We start from the raw sequence: 22232 nt of genomic DNA, 5'->3' as shown, positions 1-22232 counted from the left end.
CGAGGCTATCGGATATGAATAAAGAGATTTTGCTGGTCGTTGACGCTGTGTCCAACGAGAAGGCTGTCCCCCGCGAGAAGATTTTCCAGGCTCTGGAGACTGCGCTGGCGACTGCGACCAAGAAAAAATACGAAGGCGAGATTGAAGTGCGTGTCGAGATCGATCGCAAGACCGGTGACTACGACACCTATCGCCGTTGGGTCGTGGTGGCCGATCAGGCTTCCATGGAGAACCCGTACGGGGAAATCACCCTCGAAGCCGCTCAGATCGAGCAGCCGGATATCCAGATCGGCGACTATGTTGAAGACCAGATTGACTCTGTGACCTTCGACCGTATCACCACCCAGACCGCCAAGCAGGTCATCGTGCAGAAAGTGCGCGAGGCCGAGCGTTCCCAAGTCGTTGACCAGTTCAAGGACAAGGAAGGCACCATCATCAGCGGCGTGGTCAAGAAGAGCAACCGCGACAACGTGATCCTGGATCTGGGCAGCAATGCCGAAGCCGTGATCTTCCGTGACGACATGCTGCCCCGTGAGACCTTCCGTCCCGGCGACCGCATCCGTGGCCTGCTCTACGCCGTGCGTCCGGAAGCCCGTGGTTCCCAGCTGTTCGTCAGCCGCTCCAGCCCGGACTTCCTGAAAGAGCTGTTCCGCATCGAAGTGCCGGAAATCGGCGAAGAGATGATTGAAATCATGGGCGCCGCCCGTGATCCGGGTTCCCGCGCCAAGATCGCGGTGAAGACCAACGATCGTCGTATCGACCCGATCGGTGCCTGTATCGGCATGCGTGGTGCCCGCGTTCAGGCCGTCTCCGCCGAGCTGAGCGGTGAGCGTGCCGACATCGTGCTGTACGATGACAACCCGGCCCAATACGTGATCAACGCCATGGCGCCAGCCGATGTGGCCTCCATCATCGTCGATGAAGACAACCACACCATGGACATCGCCGTGGAAGCCGCCAACCTGGCCCAGGCCATCGGCCGCAACGGTCAGAACGTGCGTCTTGCCTCCCAGCTGACCGGTTGGGAACTGAACGTGATGACCGTCGAGGACATGCGTGCCAAGCACCAGGCCGAGAACGACCGCATCATGAACCTGTTCACCAGCACCCTCGACATCGACGACGATTTCGCCGGCCTGCTGATGGAAGAGGGCTTCTCCACCCTGGAAGAGATCGCCTTCGTCCCGGTCAACGAGCTGCTGGCCATCGACGGTCTGGATGAAGACATGGTCGAAGAGCTGCGCAAGCGTGCCAAGGATGCCCTGACCACCAAGGCCCTGGCCAAAGAAGAATCCTTTGAAGGCGTCGAGCCTTCCGAAGAACTGCTCAATCTCTCCGGCCTCGGCCGTGAAATGGCCTATGCCCTGGCCGCTCGCGGCGTCGGCACCCTGGAAGATTTGGCAGAGCAAGGTATCGATGACCTTGCCGACATCGAAGAGTTGACCGCCGAGAAGGCAGGTGAGCTCATTATGGCTGCTCGCAATATCTGTTGGTTCGGAGAAGAGCAGTCTGAATAAGGTCAAACGGAGGAAAATGAATGGCAGAAGTATCAGTTAAGCAACTTGCCACTGACATCGACACGCCGGTTGATCGTCTTCTCCAGCAGTTTGTCGATGCCGGCATCGTGAAGAGCAAGGCCGACGACATGGTCAGCGAGTCTGAGAAACAGACTCTACTGGCACATCTGAAGAAACAGCATGGAGGTGACGAGGTCACCGCACCTGCTCGCATGACCTTGCAGCGCAAGACCAAGAGCACTCTGAGTGTTCAGGGGACTGGCGGCAAGAACAAGGAAGTGCAGGTAGAAGTGCGCAAGTCTCGCACCTATGTAAGACGCTCGGCGCTGGAAGATGAACAGCGCCAGGCGGAAGCCGAGGAAACAGCGCGTTTGGAAGCAGAAGAAAAAGCTCGTCGCGAGGCCGAAGAGAAGGCCCGCCTCGACGCTGAAGAGAAGGCTCGCCGTGAGGCTGAGCAGGCTCGTCGTGAAGCTGAGGAAAAGGCGCGGATCGAGGCACAACAGAAGGCTCGACAGGCTCAACAGCCCGCCAAAGCAGCCGGTAGCACAGCTCAGCAAGAGGCAGAAAAGATGGCCAAGCGCGAAGCAGAAGAACTGAAGCGCCAACAGGAACAGACAGCTTTGCAAAAAGCTGAAGAACTCGCCGCGAAGAAAGCCGAAGAGGCTCGCATCATGGCGGAACAGAATGCGGCCCGCTGGGCTGAAGAAGAAGCGGCTCGCGCCAAAGAGAGCAGCGATTACCATCTGACCACCAACAAGCACGCGCAAGCGGCCGAAGATGAGTTGGATCGTAAGGAAGAGACCAGCCGTCGCACGGCTGCCGCTGCCAAGGCGCCGAAGAAAGTCGGCCGTCGCGAAGACGACCGCAATGACCGCAACTCCCGCGATCCCCGTGCCCGCAAAGGCAAGCGTGGCAAGATGGCCATGCCGAACGCCATGAAACACGGCTTCAACAAGCCGGCTGCCGTGGTCAACCGTGACGTCGTCATCGGCGAGACCATCACAGTGGCGGAGCTCGCCAACAAGATGGCCGTCAAGGGCGTTGAAGTCATCAAGGTGATGATGAAGATGGGTGCCATGGCCACCATCAACCAGGTGATCGACCAGGAGACCGCTCAGCTGGTCGCCGAGGAGATGGGTCACAAGGTAGTGCTGCGCCGTGAGAACGAGCTGGAAGAGGCGGTACTTAGCGATCGTGACGAGACCTCCGAAGCCAAGCCGCGCGCGCCGGTCGTGACCATCATGGGTCACGTCGACCACGGCAAGACCTCGCTGCTGGACTATATCCGTAAAGCCAAGGTCGCCGCAGGCGAAGCCGGTGGCATTACCCAGCACATCGGTGCGTACCACGTACAGACCGACAGCGGGATGATCACCTTCCTGGATACCCCGGGTCACGCAGCGTTTACCTCCATGCGTGCTCGTGGTGCCAAGGCGACCGACATCGTTGTGCTGGTTGTTGCAGCTGACGACGGCGTGATGCCGCAAACCATCGAAGCTATCCAGCACGCCAAGGCGGCCGGTGTGCCGCTGGTTGTTGCGGTGAACAAGATCGACAAGCCTGAAGCGGATCCGGATCGCGTCAAGACCGAGCTGGCCCGTTACAACGTCATGTCCGAAGACTGGGGTGGTGATTGCCAGTTCGTGCACGTCTCCGCCAAGTCTGGCGAAGGCATCGACGACCTGCTGGAAGCCATCCTGATCCAGGCCGAAGTCCTGGAGCTGAAAGCGGTGGTTGACGGCATGGCCAACGGCGTCGTGATCGAATCCTTCCTGGATAAAGGTCGTGGTCCGGTTGCCACCGTGCTGGTACAGGAAGGTACTCTGCGTCAGGGCGACATCGTGCTGTGTGGTCTTGAGTACGGCCGGGTTCGCGCCATGCGTGATGAACTGGGTCGCGAGATCAAGGAAGCAGGTCCCTCTCTGCCAGTGGAAATTCTGGGTCTGTCCGGCGTTCCCTCTGCCGGTGACGAAGCCACGGTCGTGCGTGACGAGAAGAAAGCCCGTGAAGTGGCGCTCTACCGTCAGGGCAAGTTCCGCGAAGTCAAGCTGGCTCGCCAGCAGAAGGCCAAGCTGGAAAACATGTTTGCCAACATGACCGAGGGCGAAGTGTCCGAAGTGAACGTGGTGATCAAGGCCGACGTACAAGGCTCTGTGGAAGCGATCTGCGATGCGCTGGTCAAACTCTCCACCGACGAAGTGAAGGTGAAGATCGTGGGTTCCGGCGTAGGTGGCATCACCGAAACCGACGCGACCCTGGCCGCGGCTTCCAGCGCCATCCTGGTGGGCTTCAACGTCCGTGCCGACGCTTCTGCGCGCAAGGTCATCGAATCCGAGAGCCTGGATCTGCGTTACTACTCCGTCATCTATGACCTGATCGACGAAGTGAAGCAGGCCATGAGCGGCAAGCTGGCTCCTGAGTATCGTCAGGAGATCATCGGTCTGGCTGAAGTGCGTAGCGTCTTCAAGTCGCCGAAGTTCGGCGCCGTTGCCGGCTGTATGGTCACCGAAGGTGTGGTCAAGCGTTCCAACCGCATTCGCGTTCTGCGTGACAACGTGGTTATCTATGAAGGCGAGCTGGAATCCCTGCGCCGCTTCAAGGATGACGTCAACGAAGTTCGCAACGGCTACGAGTGTGGTATCGCGGTCAAGAACTACAACGACGTGCGCGAAGGCGACCAGATCGAGGTGTACGAGACCGTTGAAATCCAACGGACTCTGTAAGCCGAGCGTTAGACAAAATAGGGGGCCGCGGCCCCCTTTTATCGCAGGATAGAATATGGCCAGAGAATTCAGCCGGACCCGTCGGGTCGGACAGCAGATCCAGCGTGAAATCGCGCTGATCCTGCAGCGCGAGGTGAAAGACCCGCGCATCGGCATGGTGACCGTCTCCGACGTGGAGGTCTCCAAGGACCTCAACTATGCCAAGGTTTATGTCACCTTCTTGCAACTGGAGAATGACGCCGAGCGCATCAAGGAAGGGCTCAAGGGCCTGACCGAGGCTGCCGGTTACATCCGCAGCCTGCTTGGTAGCGCCATGCGTCTGCGGGTGGTGCCCGAGCTGCGTTTCTACTACGACCAGACCCTGGTCGAGGGGATGCGCCTCTCCAACCTGGTGACCAACACTGTGCGTGAAGACAAGCGTCGCATGACTGAAGCCGGTCGTGACGAAGAGCAATCCGCACCGGATGACACGACTGAGGATAACGCCTGAGATGTCTCGTAGACGTCGTTTCAAAGGCCGTGACGTACACGGCATCCTGCTGCTGGACAAACCGACCGGCCTGACTTCCAACGATGTGTTGCAGAAGGTCAAGCGGATCTACAACGCCGCCAAGGCTGGCCATACCGGCGCCCTGGACCCCCTGGCCACCGGCATGTTGCCGATCTGCCTCGGGGAGGCCACCAAGTTCTCCCAGTATCTGCTGGAAGCGGACAAGCGCTATGAGGTGACCGCCAAGCTGGGCGAGCGCACCAACACCAGCGACTCCGACGGCGAGGTGGTCTCCACCCGCCCGGTGAACGTGGCCGTGGGCACCCTGATCGAGGCGCTTGACCAGTTCCGCGGCCCCATCATGCAGGTGCCGTCCATGTACTCCGCCCTCAAGCACAACGGCCGCCCGCTCTACGAATATGCCCGTGAAGGGATCGAGATCGAGCGGGAAGCCCGTCCCATCACCATCTTCGAACTCAAGCTGCTCGGCTTCGAGGGGGACGAGGTGAAGCTGGAAGTGCATTGCAGCAAGGGTACCTATATCCGCTCCCTGGTGGACGATCTGGGGGAAGTGCTGGGCTGTGGCGCTCACGTCACCCAGCTGCGTCGCACCCAGGTGGCGAGCTACCCCTACGAGCGGATGCTGACCCTGGAGCAGCTCGAGTGTATCTTCGAGCAGGCCAAGGCCGAAAGCATTCCGCCGCGGGAGCAGTTGGATCCCCTGTTGCTGCCGATGGACACCGCCGTGGCCTCTCTGCCCGAGGTGAACATGCTGGTCGCCGTGGCCGCCTATGTGAACCAGGGTCAGGCCGTGCAGGTGGCAGGTAGCCCCCAAAGTGGCCAGGTCCGCATGACGGTTGGCCCGGAGCGCGAATTCATCGGGGTTGGCGAGATCGATGACGAGGGGCGCGTGGCGCCCAAGCGTCTGGTTCGCTACCACGACGAGGAGTGATCCTCAGGCGGTATCGGTCTGTCACGCGTCTTTCCCGTTGCGAAAAGGGGCGGGGACGATTATGATACCGCCCTCATTTCACGGCTGAATTAGAGATTGGCTGTGAACCTTTAAACACTCTACTGGAGTAATACCATGTCTCTAAATGCTGAGATCAAAGCTCAAATCGTTGCCGACAACGCTCGTGGCGCCAACGACACCGGTTCCCCCGAAGTGCAAGTTGCCCTGCTGACTGCCCAGATCAACCATCTGCAAGGTCACTTCAAGGAGCACGCCAAGGATCACCACGGTCGTCGCGGTCTGCTGCGCATGGTTTCCCAGCGTCGTAAGCTGCTGGACTACCTGAAGCGTAAAGACGTTCAGCGTTACGCTGCTCTGATCGCCAAGCTGGGTCTGCGTCGTTAATCGACCATCAGATTTCGCAAAAAAGGGGAACCGCGAGGTTCCCCTTTTTTATTGCCCGTTTCAAACAGGATGCAGGCCGTTGCCTGCCTCACAGAATTGACGTCCGCGCTTACCTTTTGATGCGAATCAAGTATACTTGCACGCGAATTTAAAGCGCCAAATTGTTAAAAGGAAATTCACGTGAATCCTATTGTAAAGTCATTCCAGTACGGTCAACACACCGTCACACTGGAAACCGGTGTGATGGCCCGTCAAGCCACTGCGGCCGTCATGGTCAGCATGGACGATACCTGTGTCTTCGTGACTGTCGTTGGCAAGAAAGAGGCCGATCACGGCCGTGATTTCTTCCCGCTGACCGTCAACTATCAGGAGCGTACCTATGCTGCTGGTCGTATCCCGGGTGGTTTCTTCCGTCGTGAAGGCCGTCCGAGCGAGGGTGAGACCCTCATCTCCCGTCTGATCGACCGTCCCATCCGTCCGCTGTTCCCGGAAGGCTTCCTCAATGAGGTTCAGGTGGTTGCCACCGTCATGTCCGTGAACCCGGCCGTTTCTCCCGACATCGTTGCCATGATCGGTGCCTCCGCGGCCCTGGCCATCTCCGGCATCCCGTTCGGCGGCCCGATCGGTGCAGCCCGCGTGGGTTACATGAACGGCCAGTACGTGCTGAACCCGACCACCACCGAACTGCCCCAGAGCGATCTGGATCTGGTGGTTGCCGGTACTGCCAATGCGGTGCTGATGGTGGAATCCGAAGCGGCCATCCTCTCCGAGGAGGTGATGCTGGGCGCCGTGGTCTACGGTCACGAGCAGATGCAGACCGTGATCAACGCCATCAACGAATTCGCTGCCGACGTCGGTACCAAGCCCTGGGACTGGACCCCGCCTGCCGTCAACGAAGCGCTGAAAGCCAAAGTTGCCGAACTGGCCACCGCTGAACTGGGTGAAGCCTACCGCATCACCGAGAAGGCTGTTCGCTACGAAACCATCGCTGCCATCAAGGGCCGCGTGGTCGAGCAAGTCATCGCATCCGGCGTGGAAGAAGATGCCAAGAAGATCGGCGAAGAGTTCCACAGCCTGGAGAGCCGCATCGTCCGTGGTCGCGTAGTACGTGGTGAGCCGCGTATCGACGGTCGCGATCCGGAAATGATCCGCGCCCTCTCCGTCGGTACCGGCATTCTGCCCCGTGCCCACGGTTCTGCCCTGTTCACCCGTGGTGAAACTCAGGCCATCGTGGTGGCCACGCTGGGTACCGAGCGTGACGCCCAGAACATCGACGAGCTGACCGGCAATCGCGCCGATCGCTTCATGCTGCACTACAACTTCCCGCCCTACTGCGTCGGCGAGACCGGCATGATGGGCAGCCCGAAGCGTCGTGAGATCGGTCACGGCCGTCTGGCCAAGCGCGGCGTTGCTGCCGTGATGCCGAGCGCCGCCGAGTTCCCGTACGTGGTGCGCGTGGTCTCTGAAATCACCGAATCCAACGGTTCCTCCTCCATGGCGTCTGTCTGTGGTTCCTCCCTGGCGCTGATGGATGCCGGTGTGCCGATCAAGGCCTCCGTTGCCGGTATCGCCATGGGTCTGGTGAAGGAAGAGGAAGGTTTCGTCGTGCTGTCCGACATCCTGGGTGACGAAGATCACCTGGGCGACATGGACTTCAAGGTAGCCGGTACCAGCGAAGGTGTGACCGCGCTGCAGATGGACATCAAGATCGAAGGCATCACCAAAGAGATCATGGAGATTGCGCTGAAGCAAGCTCGTGGCGCTCGTCTGCACATCCTGAAAGTGATGGACGAAGCTATCCAGGCTCCCCGTGCCCAGATCTCCGATTTCGCACCGCGCATCCACACCATCAAGATCAATCCTGAGAAGATCAAGGATGTGATCGGCAAGGGTGGTTCCGTGATCCGTGCACTGACCGAAGAGACCGGCACCAACATCGAGCTGGATGATGACGGTACCGTTCGCATCTCCGCCGTGGCCAACGAAGCCGCCATGGAAGCGATCCGCCGCATCGAGGCCATCACCGCCGAGATCGAAGTGAACCGCATCTACGAAGGCAAGGTCGTGCGCCTGGCTGACTTCGGCGCCTTCGTCAACATCCTGCCGGGTAAAGACGGTCTGGTGCACATCTCCCAGATCACCGATGCCCGCGTGCAGAACGTGGCAGACTTCCTGAAAATCGGTGACGTGGTGAAGGTGAAGGTACTGGAAGTGGACCGTCAGGGCCGTGTGCGTCTCTCCATCAAGGAAGCGAACGCACCGACCGAAGCGGCTGCTGCTGCTCCTGCTGCCGTTGCCGTCGAAGAGCCGGCTGCCGAATAAGGCTGCCGTATGTGAAAGAGCCGACCCTTGGGTCGGCTTTTTTGTGCCTGTCGCCCGGTATGGCGCAGATTGTCTCCTTGTTCCTTTTGGCGCCCCTTGATATAAGGGACGACCCCGCTTCGTTGGCAAAAGGAATTGCAGCATGTCATGGGCCTACCTCAGGCAGTTTCCTTCCCTGGTCTGGATCGTCATCCTGGGCACTTTCATGGTGCGTACCACCTTCTTCATGGTCTGGCCCTTTCTCTCCATCCTGCTCTACCGTGACTACGGACTTTCGGCGACCCTGATAGGCCTGATCCTGGGGGCCACGGCGGCGCTTTCCACGCTTGTCAGCTTCTATGGCGGCTGGTTCTCGGACAAATGGGGGCGGCGCAACATCCTGCTGTTCGGCTGCCTGGTTTCCGCCGCCAGCGTGGCCCTGCTCGGCCTCTCCCACCAGGTGGGCTGGCTGGCACTCGGAGTGATCGGCAGCGGACTCTCCTACGGGCTCATCGACTCACCGGGCAAGGCACTGATGGCCGACAATCTGGCCGAGCCCAAAGCCCGTGAGCTGGCGCTGCACCTGCGTTATTTCCTGCTCAACCTGGGGGCGGCCATCGGTCCTCTGCTCGGCGTCACCTATGGCCTGAGCGCGCGTCAGGAGACCTTCCTGTTGCTCAGTGCCAGCTATCTGCTGCTTGGCATCGTCTTTGTCATCGGGTTCAGGCTGGCAGGTTGCCACACCAGCCAGGCGGCCGGGCCCGGCATGCGTGCCGTGCTGCGGGTGCTCTGGCAGGACAGGGGGTTTCTGCTGCTGATCATGGCCAATCTGCTGCTGATGCTGGTCTATGCCCAGTTCGAGTCGCCCCTCATCCAGTATCTGACCCGCGCGGGGACGCCGGAGGTGGAGCGGCTCATCGGCTGGCTGGTGACGACCAACGCGCTGACCATAGTGATGCTGCAGTTCCCCCTGCTGCACCTGACTGCCCGCTGGTCCACGCGGCACAAGCTGCAACTCGGGGTGGCGCTCTTTCTCGGCGCCCAGTTGCAGTTTGCGCTGGGGGATACCGCCATCTGGTGGCACTGGATAGTGGCGGTGATCCTCCTGAGCGTCGGGGAGTGCATCCTCTTCCCCTTGCTCAATGTGCTGATCGATCAGATGGCGCCTGGTCATTTGAAGGGGAGCTATTTCGGGGCGGCCTCCATCTCCGGACTCGGGGTGGCCATGGGGGCCTTGCTGGGAGGCTGGGTGCTGGCCCACTGGGGCGGGAGCTGGCTTTACGCTCTGATGGCGCTGCTCTGCCTGGTGATCCTGATGCTCTATGGTCTGAGTACCCGGACCTCGCGCCCTGCGCTGGTCCGGGCTGGGCCCTGACGGCTAGAAGGTCAGCACCTTGTCGGCGGCCAGAGTCCATTGGGCCAGCAAGGGGAGGGTGCCTATCTCTATGCCCTCGACAAGGGGTAGCGGGGTGATGCCGCGCGCATCGGTGCAACTCTTGCAAAGCCGGATCCGGGTGCCCTGAGCCAGCAGTATCTCCAGCATCTGGCGCAGGTTGTAGCCCTCGGCCGGAGCCTGCCCGGCCAGAGCAGCAGTGACGGCATCCGACATCAGGAAGAGGTTGAGGTCTACCTTTCCCTCCTCTTTGAGGGCGATGCCGAGGCGCAGGGCATTGAACAGGGACTCGCTGCCATAGGGGGCGCCGTTGGCAATGATGAGAATGTGTTGGGTCATGTGACTCTCCTGATTGAAAGGGCCATTGTAGCCTCGGCGAAAGCGGCCCGGCATGATGCAGAGCACACTCTGTCGTAGCCCGGCCCCGTGTGTCTTGACCTCACACAGGGAGTCAGGTCTCATGGACGGCCATCCAGTATGACAGAACAAAGAGGTTGTTATGTGGAAGATCGCCGGAATAGGCTTATTGTTGTTGGCCGGACAAGCCTATGGTAGTGAAAACATCGGCTGCAAGGCCAGACAGCAGGCCGTGACGGATCAGCTTGCGTTCGCCAGGGCGCACAACAACCAGGAGCAGGTAGCCGGTCTTGAGCGGGCACTGCGCAACCTGGAGGCCCATTGTACCGATGCCGGGCTCCTTGAGGAGCAGCAACGCAAGGTGGTCAAGCAGAGGGAAGAAGTGGAAGAGCGGCTGGCCGAGTTGCAGAGCGCACGGGTATCGGGCAAGCCGGACAAGATTGCCAAGAAGCAGTCCAAGCTGGAGGAGTCCCAGGCCGAGTTGCTGGAAGCCCAGCGCGAACTCGAGGCGCTGCAAAAACTGGTCAAACCCTGAGGGAAGGGCAGCGCAATAGAAAAAGCCGGGCATGCCCGGCTTTTTCTATTTCTGGATAATGCACCCGCGAGTGTCAGACGCTGACTGCCTGTGCATCCGCACGAATTTCTCCATCAGCTGATCTTCGGTTTCCCACCCGATGGATGGGATCCCGGAGGATGCCGTCCATGGGGCGCAGACGCTGATGCAGGTGCAGGTGCTACAGCTACTGCCTGTGCATCCGCACGAATTTTTCCATCAGCTGATCTTCGGTCTCCACATGGGCGGGATCCCAGATGATGCAGTCGATGGGGCAGACGCTGATGCAGGTGGGCTTCTCATAGTGGCCGACGCATTCGGTGCAGCGATCCGGGTCTATCTCGTAGATCTTGCTCCCCAGGGTGATGGCCTGGTTCGGACACTCCGGATCGCACATGTCACAGTTGATGCACTTGTCGGTGATGAGCAGTGCCATCTCAGGCCGCCGAGTGAGGTTGACGGGTATCCTCGCGCTCGCCGAGGTTGCGCAGCAGGATGCCGTAATTCACGTCGATCTCCTTGGGAACCGGGACGTAGACCACGTGGCCGTTGCCCGGCGCGGTGTCGATGAGCTCGCCCTTGCGGTTCTGCATCTGCTCCAGGTTGAAGCTGAGGTTGCCCTGGGGGGTCATCAGCTCCAGGCTGTTGCCCAGCAGGAACTTGTTCTTCACCTCGACTTCGACCATGTCACCGTTGCGACCGGTGATCTCGCCGACGAACTGCTGGGTGTCGGAGACGGAGTAACCGTAGTCGTAGTTCTGGTATTCGCTGTGGTTGTGACGGCGCAGGAAGCCCTCGGTGTAGCCGCGGTGGGCCAGGTTCTCGAGGGTGCCCATCAGGGTCGGATCGAACGGACGGCCAGCCACCGCATCGTCGATGGCCTTGCGATAGACCTGGGCGGTACGGGCGCAGTAGTAGAAGGACTTGGTACGGCCTTCGATTTTCAGCGAATGAACGCCCATTTTGGTCAGGCGCTCGACGTGCTCGACGGCGCGCAGATCCTTGGAGTTCATGATGTAGGTGCCGTGCTCGTCTTCAAACGCAGTCATGAACTCGCCCGGGCGGTTGGACTCTTCCAGCAGCACCAGGGCATCGGTCGGCTTGCCTGCGCCCAGGGTCGGATCCACCTTTTGCACGGCGATGGGCTCCTGGCGGTGGACGATCTGGCCCACGTCATCTTCCTTGCCCTCGTGCACCTTGTACTCCCAGCGGCAGGAGTTGGTGCAGGTGCCCTGATTGGGGTCACGCTTGTTGATGTAGCCGGAGAGCAGGCAGCGGCCGGAGTAGGCCATGCACAGCGCCCCGTGGACGAAGACTTCCAGTTCCATCTCCGGCACCTGCATGCGGATCTCCTCGATCTCGTCGAGAGACAGCTCGCGGGATAGGATGGCACGGGTCAGTCCCATCTGATGCCAGAACTTCACCGTGGCCCAGTTGACCGCGTTGGCCTGCACCGAGAGGTGGATAGGCATGTCGGGGAAGGCTTCGCGCATCATCATGATGAGACCGGGATCGGACATGATGAGTGCATCCGGCTTCATATCCACTACAGGGCGCATGTCGCGGATGAAGGTCTTGAGCTTGGAGTTGTGGGGCTGAATGTTGGCCACCACATAGAACTGCTTGCCGAGGGCATGGGCCTCGTTGATGCCGAGCTGCAGATTCTCGTGATCGAATTCGTTGTTGCGTACCCGCAGGCTGTAGCGCGGCTGGCCCGCATAGACGGCGTCTGCGCCATAGGCATAGGCGTAGCGCATGTTCTTGAGGGTCCCGGCAGGGGAGAGCAATTCTGGTCTGAACATGTTGGACTCTTTTATCTGATTGCAAATCAGGAAGGCACTACCTAATAGCGCCGAATAATCAATGACTTACATTGATTTTTTTGGTGTGTATAGTCGTGTATAGTTGGGATCTCCCAACACCCTAATATTTTACCACCAAACCCAGCTGCCAGCCACGCACACAGCTTGGCTGAGTTGATTTCGGATGCATCCGTGCTAGCAGAGCGGTAGGTCGCAACATATGACTTGTGTCGAACTCATCCGGAGCTTGCTAGAAGGGAACTACTAGCTGATGCGAGATCAACAGACACTATTGGCCTCATGGGCTGGGTCATTTTTGTTTTTTGCGGACTATGAGTTGAACGGAAATGTGGTAACGACTGGATTTGACCCCATAGATCCAGACACTTTTTCCCGCTTAGGGTTGTGATACCCGACTGCGCAGAAATTCCCGAGGTGAACGGTATCCCAAGGCGCTGTGCGGGTGGTGTTCGTTATAATGCTCAAACGCGATGGCCAAATTGCCTACCGCTGTTCGGCTATCTGGTTTCGGCATCATCTCGATATAGTCTCGCTTCATCGTCTTCACGAAGCTCTCCGCTATACCGTTGCTCTGTGGGCTTCTCACCGCCGTCGTTCTGGGCTCCAACCCGATTTCTCGTGCAAACGCGCGGGTCTCATGGGCTCGATACGCCGAGCCATTATCAGTCAGCCACTCCACCGGTGATGCCGGCAACGCATCCCCGAAGCGTCGTTCGACAGATCTCAGCATGACATCTTGCACCGTGTCACTGTCGTAACCCCCGGTGCTGGCAGCCCAGTCCAACGCCTCCCTATCGCAGCAGTCCATGGCGAACGTGACTCGTAGTTTTTCACCGTTATCGCAGCGAAACTCGAAGCCATCCGAGCACCAACGTCGATTGCTCTCTTTGACGGCAACACGCCCCTTATGTGCCTGCTGGGCCAATGGTGCAGCCGGTTTTCTTTCCAGCAGCAGGCCATGCTCTCTCATGACGCGATATACCCGTTTGGCGTTTACTACAGGCTGTCTTGTTGCCTCTGACTGACGCCGTAACAGCGCCCAGACCCGGCGATAGCCATAGGAGGGAAGTTCTGCCATCGCCTCCATGATACGGCCAAGTAAGGCTGCATCATCACGCTGGCGATGATGACGACCATCTTGCCAACCTGGTTTGCGATGAACACGAACGGATAGCTGCGCACGCGATACATTAAGGGCCTGGCTCACAGCACTTAATCGTCGTCCCCCGGCAACAAGGGCGCATGCGCAATCCATTTTTTTGCTCGACCATACTCCACGGCTTCTTTGAGGATCTCGTTCTCCATGGTCTTCTTCCCGAGCAGACGCTGGAGCTCTCGGATCTGCTTGATGGCAGCAGCCAACTCGGAGGCTGGAACAACATCCTCACCGGCGGTGATCGCCGTGAGAGAGCCTTCCTGGAATTGTTTACGCCATTTGAAAAGCTGGTTGGCGTTGACGTCGTGCAAGCGAGCGACATGAGATACGGTCATTCCGGGCTCAAAGGTCTGCTGCACGATGGAGATCTTTTCCTGCGGAGTCCGGCGTCGACGGCGCTCAGCCCCTGTTAACACTTCGACCATTTTCTCGTTGCGACTAGTACTGAACATAGTTCCAAGACTACCTCTTAAATTAAGAGGGGCGAAGTGTCTGGATCTTCAAGGGGCCAATCTAACGACAGGTAGTTATGGACAACAATAGAGATACACTAATGTCATTTTCTTGGATGTGGCCCTATGCAGCGTAAGCTGCAATCATCAAAGCCGTCGCGTATACGAAATGGCCAAGCCACTTTCGATATCACTCCCTCTTTAGATGATATCTGGCACTCCTTCCCCGCCCGACGCCCAGCGTCAGACAGCCATGAACGAAATCGTTAAAGTAATTTATGGGTACACAGGAGATATTCAGCGGAGATGTATATGTCACGAAAAATGGAGTTTCGAAGCTGTTCATCATGACTGCGGAGTATCACGCACATGAGCGGGCACTACATCAGCATGCTAGGGAAGGTGCGAACAAGTCCCTGATATGAGATCATGTTTGTCATCTGGAGCCATGGAACAGGGTTCATCATGAGTCATCAACTTACCTTCGCCGACAGTGAATTCAGCAGTAAGCGCCGTCAGACCAGAAAAGAGATTTTCTTGTCCCGCATGGAGCAGATTCTGCCATGGCAAAACATGGTGGAAGTCATCGAGCCGTTTTACCCCAAGGCTGGTAATGGCCGGCGACCTTATCCGCTGGAAACCATGCTACGCATTCACTGCATGCAGCATTGGTACAACCTGAGCGATGGCGCGATGGAAGATGCTCTGTACGAAATCGCCTCCATGCGTCTGTTTGCCCGGTTATCCCTGGATAGCGCCTTGCCGGACCGCACCACCATCATGAATTTCCGCCACCTGCTGGAGCAGCATCAACTGGCCCGCCAATTGTTCAAGACCATCAATCGCTGGCTGGCCGAAGCAGGCGTCATGATGACTCAAGGCACCTTGGTCGATGCCACCATCATTGAGGCACCCAGCTCGACCAAGAACAAAGAGCAGCAACGCGATCCGCAGATGCATCAGACCAAGAAAGGCAATCAGTGGCACTTTGGCATGAAGGCCCACATTGGTGTCGATGCCAAGAGTGGCCTGACCCACAGCCTAGTCACCACCGCGGCCAACGAGCATGACCTCAATCAGCTGGGTAATCTGCTGCATGGAGAGGAGCAATTTGTCTCAGCCGATGCCGGCTACCAAGGGGCGCCACAGCGCGAGGAGCTGGCCGAGGTGGATGTTGACTGGCTGATCGCCGAGCGCCCCGGCAAGGTAAGAACCTTGAAACAGCATCCACGCAAGAACAAAACGGCCATCAACATCGAATACATGAAAGCCAGCATCCGGGCCAAGGTGGAGCACCCGTTTCGCATCATCAAGCGACAGTTCGGCTTCGTGAAAGCCTGATACAAGGGGTTGCTGAAAAACGATAACCAACTGGCGATGTTATTCACGCTGGCCTTAACAAGATATAACTCAAATGAATCAAAAAGTAATAATTATTGGGTGTGGAATAGCATGAATTTAATCATTACAGCCATTGGGGCTTCAGCGGGTGGGCTTGAGGCGATTAGCGCACTGCTCACCCTGCTCACCAGAAACGATGACATGTGCTTTGTGGTGCTTCAGCATTTATCGCCCTCGCATCGCAGTATGATGGCTGAAATCTTACAACGTTCAACTGCGCTCTCTGTTAAAGAGATGGAAGATCAGGACGAACCCTTGCCCAATATGGTGTTTGTGGTGCCTGCGCACAAAAATGCCGGTTTTGAGAATGGTCGATTTACCTTGTCAGCCATTTCGCAACCGAATAACCCGAAGCCATCGATTAACTATTTTTTTACAGCATTAGCGGAAGAAAAAAGAGATCGCGCGATTGGCATTATTTTGTCGGGAACGGGTTCTGATGGCTCATTAGGTTGTCGGCAAATTCACAATATGGGCGGCATCACGATAGCGCAAAACCCCGATGGTGCGAAATATGATGGAATGCCACGTTCGGCCATCGAATCGGGTGTAATCTCGCACATTATGAGCATTGCAGAAATAGCGCAATACCTGTCTAGTATTGAGGTTGCCAATAACGCAGTCGATGCGCTGCTGCATGATGATTTGCGGGTTCAACAAATCATCGAGTTGCTTAATGAACGCTTACAGCGTGATTTTACCGGTTATAAAAGTGCGACGTTGATTCGACGCATACAGCGACGTATCAGTGCCGTGCAAAGTGTTGGGTTAAACGAATATCTGGCCTTTCTAACCAGTTCAGACAGCGAAGCCGAGCTTTTAGCCAACGATTTGCTGATTTCAGTAACCGCCTTTTTTCGCGATAAAGAGGCTTACAAGGCACTTGAAGCAACGCTCAGGCAATCCAATACGGCAGCCGAAGACGAGTTTCGCATTTGGGTTGCCGGTTGTGCGACCGGTGAAGAAGCCTATTCGCTGGCGATCATGATGTATGAAATCTGGCTGGATAGAGATAAAAAGCCAACGTTGCAGATATTTGCTACCGACATTGATGATGCGGCCCTTGAAACCGCACGACGTGGGTTATATCCGGCAATTGCGTTAAAAGAATTAAGCCAAGAGTTAGTTGAGCGTTATTTTAATAAACGCGGCGCGTATTATGAAATTATTAAACCACTGCGAGATGCAATTGTTTTTGCCAAGCATAATTTAGTCAATGATCCACCATTTCTGCGTTTAGATGTGGTCTCTTGTCGTAATGTTCTTATTTATTTTGACACCGCACTTCAAGCGAAAGTATTACAAAACTTTCACTTTGGTTTAAAAAAGAATAGTTTACTGTTTCTTGGTCGCTCAGAAACAGTGGCTCAAGCCGACAAGCTATTTAACTCTCATGATGCGCGAGAACGAATTTTTTCTAAAACGGGAGAAATACAGGTTTTGCCACTAACAAAAGTAGTGAGTGGTACAATAAAGGTAAAAAATCAGAAAAAGAGTGATCAACAAGACGCGTTATTCAATTTTTTGATTAATAATTATAAATTAACTCTTGCCGTATGTGATCGTGAAGGCAATGTATTACATACTAGGGGTCATGTGGAGCAGTTTTTCTTATTTCCATCAGGAGTTACTAAATATAATTTATCAGATGTGCTGCACCCATCTGTTCGTGCAGATGCCATCTCTTTATTTCATAAAGTGCAAAGAAATAGATCTAAGTGTGAAAGCCAGAAACGGCATATAAATCATCAACACATCAAATTTATTGTTTCTATTTTAGAGCAAGAAAATTTTGAATCCTATTTGTTAGTGTTTCAAATTGAAAATGAAGAGAGTAAAAGTGTTTCATTAATATCGTCTGACACGCCTTCATTTAATAATGATGATTTAAAAAATGAGTTAATTAGCACTCGTGAGCATTTGCAAGCGTTGGTGGAAGAGTTAGCCACAGCTAATGAAGAGATGCAGGCCTTAAATGAAGAGGCGCAAGCATCGAACGAAGAGCTGCAAGCCACTAACGAAGAGTTGGAAGCCGCCAACGAAGAGATGCAGGCCACCAATGAAGAGTTGATCAGTGTTAATGAAGAGTTGAATGTTAAAACCGGTGAATTGGCCAAACTCTATGAAGAGTATTCCCATCTTTATGACGCGTTAGAGTTTCCTATTTTAGTGTTTGATAAAGAGTTGCGTTTAATTCGTTTTAATGCAGGGGCGGCACAATATTTTTCATTACGATTAACGGCGCATTATCAATCGGTGGAGAAAATTAATTTTCCTGATGAATTTAATGAGCTGGCGACCTTATTAGGTAAAACCTTATCGCATGGTGATAGACAAAGCGCACTGATTCAGCATCTGAATCGTTATTTTCATCTGATTATCACGCCGGGGTTAAATCAGAAATCAGAGGTGATTTCGTTGGTTGTGACCATGATCGATGTCAGTGATTTGATCAATGCGAAAAATAAACTGTCGGCATCTGAGCATCGCTTAACTGCCTTAATGGAGCACACAAGTATTATTTTCTCCATGCGTGATCTGCATGGGCGATATCTCTATGTGAATAAGCGATTTACTGAGTGTTTTGACGTTGATGAAGCCGATTGCATTGACAAAACAGATTTCTCTATTTTCCCCACTGCGTTTGCAGGGGCATTATGGGGTGCATCGATCGAGTCGTTACAAACTGAAAACCCGATAGTGCGCGAGTATTATTTTAATAATAAAAATCAAAATAAATTTTTCTCGATTAAACATCAAACATTGCGTGATAGCGATAACCACCCGATTGCGTTAATTATTGAAGGTGAAGATATTACTGAGAGAAGAATTCAAGAGTCACAATTAAGAATTAATGCTCGGATTTTTGAACAAGCCGGTGAAGCTATTGTTGTGATGGATAAATGCGGAATTATTACCTCTGTAAACTCTGCATTTTATAAAATTACACAATTTGATGAGTGTGATGTAATAGGGCAACCGGCCAGAGAAATTATTTTTAACTCGACAGGTACGTCTGATATTTATGATGAGATCAGCTATTCGATTAAAACTGATGGCAGTTGGAAAGGGGAAATTTTAAGTAAACGCAAAGGTGGTGAGGTTTACCCTGAATTGCTCACTATTAATCGAGTTGAAGATTTTCAAGGTAACCCTGAACATCTGGTGGCCGTTTTTTCTGATATATCGCAGATTAAAAACTCACAAAAAGACATTGCTTATCTGGCCGAACATGACTCACTGACGAATTTGCCAAATCGTGCCACGTTTGCGAATAAATTAAGAAAACAATTAGCAGAATCTTTGGATAATAATAGAACCAATGCACTGTTATTTATCGATTTAGATAATTTTAAAAACATTAATGACACGTTGGGTCATGATGTGGGCGACCGCGTATTGCAAATTGCGGCATCTCGATTACGTCATATCATTAACAGCAATGATTTTATTGCCCGTTTAGGTGGTGATGAGTTTACGATTATTTTATCTGACACCACCACCGAAGATGCAGCCGCAGTGGCCAAAAAAGTGATTGATGAAATGTCACTGGTTTATGAGGTGGCTAATCGTCAGCTCTTTATTTCGGCTAGCATTGGCGTAGCGATATCACCCATGGATGGTCATGACGAGCATAGCTTATTAAAAGCAGCTGATGCTGCGATGTATAAAGCCAAAGAAAATGGGCGAAATCGTTTTGCTTTTTTTGAGCCTGAATTGCAAGTTAAATTGCTGCGTCAAGCAACGCTTGAACGGGCAATGCGTGTTGCGATTGAAAATAATCTGTTTTATCTCGTATATCAGCCGAAATTTTTGATTAATGACAAACTCGATATTGTCGGCGCAGAGGCATTGATCCGCTGGGATGACCCTGAAGTTGGCAGTGTATCACCAGCTGATTTTATTCCCCTTAGCGAGAAGAATGGGTTGATTTATGAAATAACGCGCATTGTTATTCATACTATTATTCAGCAATTGGTGCAATGGCGGAAAGAAGGGCTTAAATTATTACCAATAGCATTTAATTGTTCGACCAGAAGCCTGCATGAACCTGATTTGGCTGATTTTGTTCTATCATTAATGCGAGAAAATAGCCTTCCATTTGAACTGCTACAAATTGAGATCACAGAAACGGTATTACTGGATAACAGCCAAGTGGTTTTATCCAACTTAGAACGTTTAAATTATCATGGCATTAAAATTAATATTGATGATTTTGGCACTGGTTACTCATCACTCAGCTATTTAAAACGGCTGAATATATCAACACTGAAAATCGATCAGAGTTTTGTCTCTGGCTTAGGCAATGACTTAGAAGATGAAGTGATTACCGAGGCGGTATTAAGCATGGCCAAATCATTTTCATTGGAAACGGTGGCAGAGGGTGTTGAAACAGAAACGCAGCTGTGTTGGTTAAGGCAACATGGTTGTCATGTCGCTCAGGGTTATTATCTTGCTAAACCGCTGACGACTAATGCTTTCAAGGAGTACCTGACTCTTGAATGAAAAAAATACTTTTCTCTGTGCGTGCGAGCAAGAGGAATTGCATTTATCTGGGGCTGTGCAGTCATTTGGTGCGTTGATTCTTACCGAAGAGAATGGCTATGTCACACACGTCTCAGTGAATACTGATGCAATTTGCACGTCGGCCATTCCGGGTCAATTTATTGATCCACGTTTGGCAAAGCTTTCGGCTAGTCTGGGCGTGCAAGTGGGTAGTAATAAGATAGTCGCTTGGCACGATCAGGGCTTTAATGGCTATATCTTGATGACAAAAAGTAAAAACAAAAGCATTATTTATGAGTTTTACCCGAGTGATATCAAGCACAATAACGTTATATGCACGCGCTTTGATTTTTTAGAAAAGCCTAATTCAGACAGTGAATTGTCATGGCTGCAAAAACGGTTAGTTGATTATATTTCTGAAGCGACTGGTTTTGAGCGGGTGATTTATTATCAGTTTATGCACAATGGCGATGGTGAAGTAATTCATGAGTCAGTGTCATCATCACATATTGGCTCTTACATTGGATTACGCTTTCCAGCCAGTGATATTCCACGCATTGCTCGCGATCTCTATGTCTTAAACCCTTGGCGTTATATTTATAATGCACCCGATATAACCACGCCAGTTGTCGGTATTACCCCTTCTGCGCCTGATTTAACCTATGCCTCGTTGCGCAGTGTCTCGCCGGTGCATGTTGTGTATATGGGAAATATGGGGGTGAATACCTCAATCTCTTTTCCTGTGATATTACATGGTGAATTGGCGGCGTTAATTACCTGTCACCATTCAACGCCACATTATATTGAGCTACCAATGTTGGAAGAAATTAGCTCACATGTTCAACATTATTCGATGATACAGTCATCGTATCTAGCGCAAAAAAAAATAAATTTACTCGATGGGCTTGGTCGTTGGAAAGCCGACACGCGCATTAAATTATTTAAAATGATTGATGACACAAACCAATGGGCGGAATTAGCCATTTGGTTAATGGATTCTTTTTCAGCATCCGGCATTATGTTCTGTGTGAATGATAATTATTGGGGCTATGGCACGATTCCCAATGAAGAAGCCTTTGCCGTTCTTGATGACTATTTTGTGCACTCAAAAATACAGATTTGGAGCGAGCACGCCTTATCGAAATCATTTAAATCGATTCTGTTATCACCGCTCGCTGGCGTATTAGGCGTCACGGGAATGGCGGACGCAGAGTGTCATGTTCGCCTGCTGTTATTTCGCAATGAGCACATTGAAAGTATTTCATGGGGTGGCAACCCGAATAAACCAACGAATTCGCACGATGGCGCTATTGGTATTTCGCCACGCATTTCATTTGAAAAATGGGTTGAAAAAACAGTCGGTAAATCGAAAGTGTGGAGTCAAAAGAACCAGCTCCAAGCCCTTAAGTTACGAGAACTATTATTAGAGGTTGAGCGATATGTCCAACAATCTGGAACAATTTAGACAAGGTTTAAAAAAAGCCCATGCTGATTTGGAAATGGAGCCGCCGTTTCGTGCGGTATCCGGCCATACGGTGACTATGGCGGATGTAAAAAACTTTCTCTCTATTTTGCATCGTTTTTATCAAGCCGCCGATAACCACATCATTCATTCCCCCTTTGCGATTGATGGGCTCTATCAGCGCCGCGCTGATCTATTGGCTGAAGATATTAAAAACATCGGCGGCGAGCCCGTGTTTACGGGGGCGTGTGATGTGGCTATGCCTGCCATTGATAGCGAAGCGCAGTGGTTGGGTGTGGTTTATACCATCGAAGGCTCTGCGGCGGGTGGGCGTTATCTGTTGCGGCATTTACGACATCAATTGCAAGAGAACCTTGGGGCCTGCACCTCGTTCTTTACGACGATTTCGGCAAGTTATGAAACGCATTGGCCGAAAGTCATCGCTGCTTTTAATGAAAAAGTGAACACTGATAGCGATGTTGAACACGCGATCTCTGCTGGGGTGAGCGTTTTTGACGATTTGGTGCTGATCTCAAAACGCTTACCTGTGTAACGGGCCTTTTCACGGGTTTCCTCGATACAGATCTTTCCTTAATACTGCTATCTCCTCGATCTTTCCCTGCATGTTGGCATTGGTTATGGCCAACATGTTGGATCGGCGTGCCACACAACGTTGAGCCACTTCACAAAGCTGACATTGTAACAGTTCACTGGGACTACGTTGACAACAACAACTCTTGG

General features: G+C 53.6%; 15 protein-coding genes and 1 pseudogene. 12 read left to right on the top strand and 4 right to left on the bottom strand.

Features of this window, described 5'->3' with window-relative positions:
- The first annotated feature begins 14 nt into the window (after positions 1-14).
- The 7 genes from nusA to ACPW74_RS14575 all read left to right on the top strand — a co-directional run bounded on the left by nusA (position 15) and on the right by ACPW74_RS14575 (position 9763).
- On the top strand, positions 15-1517 hold the full coding sequence (gene nusA / locus ACPW74_RS14605; RefSeq protein WP_010675369.1) for a transcription termination factor NusA: 1503 nt from the start codon (positions 15-17) through the stop codon (positions 1515-1517).
- A gap of 20 nt (positions 1518-1537) precedes the next feature.
- On the top strand, positions 1538-4240 hold the full coding sequence (gene infB, locus ACPW74_RS14600; RefSeq protein ID WP_043153231.1) for a translation initiation factor IF-2: 2703 nt from the start codon (positions 1538-1540) through the stop codon (positions 4238-4240).
- A 55-nt stretch (positions 4241-4295) separates the two neighbouring features.
- On the top strand, positions 4296-4730 hold the full coding sequence (gene rbfA / locus ACPW74_RS14595; RefSeq protein ID WP_010675366.1) for a 30S ribosome-binding factor RbfA: 435 nt from the start codon (positions 4296-4298) through the stop codon (positions 4728-4730).
- 1 nt (position 4731) lies between these two features.
- Positions 4732-5682 (top strand): tRNA pseudouridine(55) synthase TruB, encoded by a 951-nt coding sequence (gene truB, locus ACPW74_RS14590; RefSeq protein WP_010675365.1) that lies wholly within the window; start codon positions 4732-4734, stop codon positions 5680-5682.
- Between the two features lie 135 nt (positions 5683-5817).
- Entirely contained in the window at positions 5818-6087 is a 270-nt protein-coding gene (gene rpsO, locus ACPW74_RS14585; protein ID WP_010675364.1) for a 30S ribosomal protein S15, read from the top strand.
- A gap of 180 nt (positions 6088-6267) precedes the next feature.
- Positions 6268-8409: a polyribonucleotide nucleotidyltransferase gene (pnp, locus tag ACPW74_RS14580; RefSeq protein ID WP_201996361.1), complete on the top strand. Its 2142-nt coding sequence runs from the start codon at positions 6268-6270 to the stop codon at positions 8407-8409.
- A 142-nt stretch (positions 8410-8551) separates the two neighbouring features.
- Positions 8552-9763: an MDR family MFS transporter gene (locus ACPW74_RS14575; protein WP_052815990.1), complete on the top strand. Its 1212-nt coding sequence runs from the start codon at positions 8552-8554 to the stop codon at positions 9761-9763.
- Between the two features lie 3 nt (positions 9764-9766).
- Here ACPW74_RS14575 and ACPW74_RS14570 read toward each other — a convergent pair whose 3' ends face one another.
- The gene (locus tag ACPW74_RS14570; protein WP_010675361.1) at positions 9767-10120 is read right to left on the bottom strand and encodes a DsrE/DsrF/TusD sulfur relay family protein; all 354 of its coding nucleotides are present in this window, start codon (positions 10118-10120) and stop codon (positions 9767-9769) included.
- 160 nt (positions 10121-10280) lie between these two features.
- On the opposite strand from ACPW74_RS14570, the gene ACPW74_RS14565 reads away from it, so the two are divergent.
- Positions 10281-10673, top strand: a complete 393-nt coding sequence (locus ACPW74_RS14565; RefSeq protein ID WP_039041125.1) for a DUF1090 domain-containing protein — start codon at positions 10281-10283, stop codon at positions 10671-10673.
- Positions 10674-10878: 205 nt separating this feature from the next.
- Here the strand turns inward: ACPW74_RS14565 and ACPW74_RS14560 are convergent, their stop codons facing one another.
- The 3 genes from ACPW74_RS14560 to ACPW74_RS14550 form a co-directional block, all read right to left on the bottom strand.
- Positions 10879-11127 (bottom strand): YfhL family 4Fe-4S dicluster ferredoxin, encoded by a 249-nt coding sequence (locus tag ACPW74_RS14560; protein WP_010675358.1) that lies wholly within the window; start codon positions 11125-11127, stop codon positions 10879-10881.
- A gap of 1 nt (position 11128) precedes the next feature.
- Positions 11129-12493 (bottom strand): tRNA 5-hydroxyuridine modification protein YegQ, encoded by a 1365-nt coding sequence (yegQ, locus tag ACPW74_RS14555; RefSeq protein ID WP_010675357.1) that lies wholly within the window; start codon positions 12491-12493, stop codon positions 11129-11131.
- A gap of 397 nt (positions 12494-12890) precedes the next feature.
- Positions 12891-14095 (bottom strand): IS3 family transposase gene (locus tag ACPW74_RS14550; RefSeq protein WP_117027705.1). Its coding sequence is split into 2 segments (ribosomal slippage): positions 12891-13777 and positions 13777-14095, totalling 1206 coding nucleotides; the frame shifts between segments, so codons are not numbered across the junction.
- A 492-nt stretch (positions 14096-14587) separates the two neighbouring features.
- Between ACPW74_RS14550 and ACPW74_RS14545 the strand changes: the two are divergent.
- From ACPW74_RS14545 to ACPW74_RS14530, 4 genes and pseudogenes are all read left to right on the top strand, one after another.
- Positions 14588-15460, top strand: a pseudogene (locus ACPW74_RS14545) (IS5-like element IS5 family transposase); the annotation flags it as partial.
- 114 nt (positions 15461-15574) lie between these two features.
- A complete protein-coding gene (locus ACPW74_RS14540) occupies positions 15575-20029 on the top strand; it encodes an EAL domain-containing protein (RefSeq protein ID WP_069785369.1) in 4455 nt (1484 codons plus the stop codon).
- On the top strand, positions 20022-21494 hold the full coding sequence (locus ACPW74_RS14535) for a GAF domain-containing protein (RefSeq protein ID WP_125117135.1): 1473 nt from the start codon (positions 20022-20024) through the stop codon (positions 21492-21494). The genes ACPW74_RS14540 and ACPW74_RS14535 overlap by 8 nt, the downstream gene beginning before the upstream one ends.
- Positions 21469-22044 (top strand): biliverdin-producing heme oxygenase, encoded by a 576-nt coding sequence (locus ACPW74_RS14530; RefSeq protein ID WP_069785370.1) that lies wholly within the window; start codon positions 21469-21471, stop codon positions 22042-22044. Before ACPW74_RS14535 ends, ACPW74_RS14530 begins: the two co-directional genes overlap by 26 nt.
- The last annotated feature ends 188 nt before the right edge of the window (positions 22045-22232 follow it).

It is taken from the genome of Aeromonas sp. INTO2, from assembly GCF_049860605.1.
GTDB classification, from domain to species: Bacteria; Pseudomonadota; Gammaproteobacteria; order Enterobacterales; family Aeromonadaceae; genus Aeromonas; species Aeromonas caviae.
This window is presented reverse-complemented; position numbering and strand designations above follow the sequence as displayed.

Bases quoted from the DNA above. Each gene is read 5' to 3' on its own strand.
- nusA (WP_010675369.1), top strand. From the start codon at position 15: ATGAATAAAGAGATTTTGCTGGTCGTTGACGCTGTGTCCAACGAGAAG.
- ACPW74_RS14560 (WP_010675358.1), bottom strand. From the start codon at position 11,127: ATGGCACTGCTCATCACCGACAAGTGCATCAACTGTGACATGTGCGAT.
- truB (WP_010675365.1), top strand. From the start codon at position 4,732: ATGTCTCGTAGACGTCGTTTCAAAGGCCGTGACGTACACGGCATCCTG.
- ACPW74_RS14570 (WP_010675361.1), bottom strand. From the start codon at position 10,120: ATGACCCAACACATTCTCATCATTGCCAACGGCGCCCCCTATGGCAGC.
- infB (WP_043153231.1), top strand. From the start codon at position 1,538: ATGGCAGAAGTATCAGTTAAGCAACTTGCCACTGACATCGACACGCCG.
- yegQ (WP_010675357.1), bottom strand. From the start codon at position 12,493: ATGTTCAGACCAGAATTGCTCTCCCCTGCCGGGACCCTCAAGAACATG.
- ACPW74_RS14575 (WP_052815990.1), top strand. From the start codon at position 8,552: ATGTCATGGGCCTACCTCAGGCAGTTTCCTTCCCTGGTCTGGATCGTC.
- ACPW74_RS14540 (WP_069785369.1), top strand. From the start codon at position 15,575: ATGAATTTAATCATTACAGCCATTGGGGCTTCAGCGGGTGGGCTTGAG.
- rbfA (WP_010675366.1), top strand. From the start codon at position 4,296: ATGGCCAGAGAATTCAGCCGGACCCGTCGGGTCGGACAGCAGATCCAG.
- ACPW74_RS14530 (WP_069785370.1), top strand. From the start codon at position 21,469: ATGTCCAACAATCTGGAACAATTTAGACAAGGTTTAAAAAAAGCCCAT.
- rpsO (WP_010675364.1), top strand. From the start codon at position 5,818: ATGTCTCTAAATGCTGAGATCAAAGCTCAAATCGTTGCCGACAACGCT.
- ACPW74_RS14565 (WP_039041125.1), top strand. From the start codon at position 10,281: ATGTGGAAGATCGCCGGAATAGGCTTATTGTTGTTGGCCGGACAAGCC.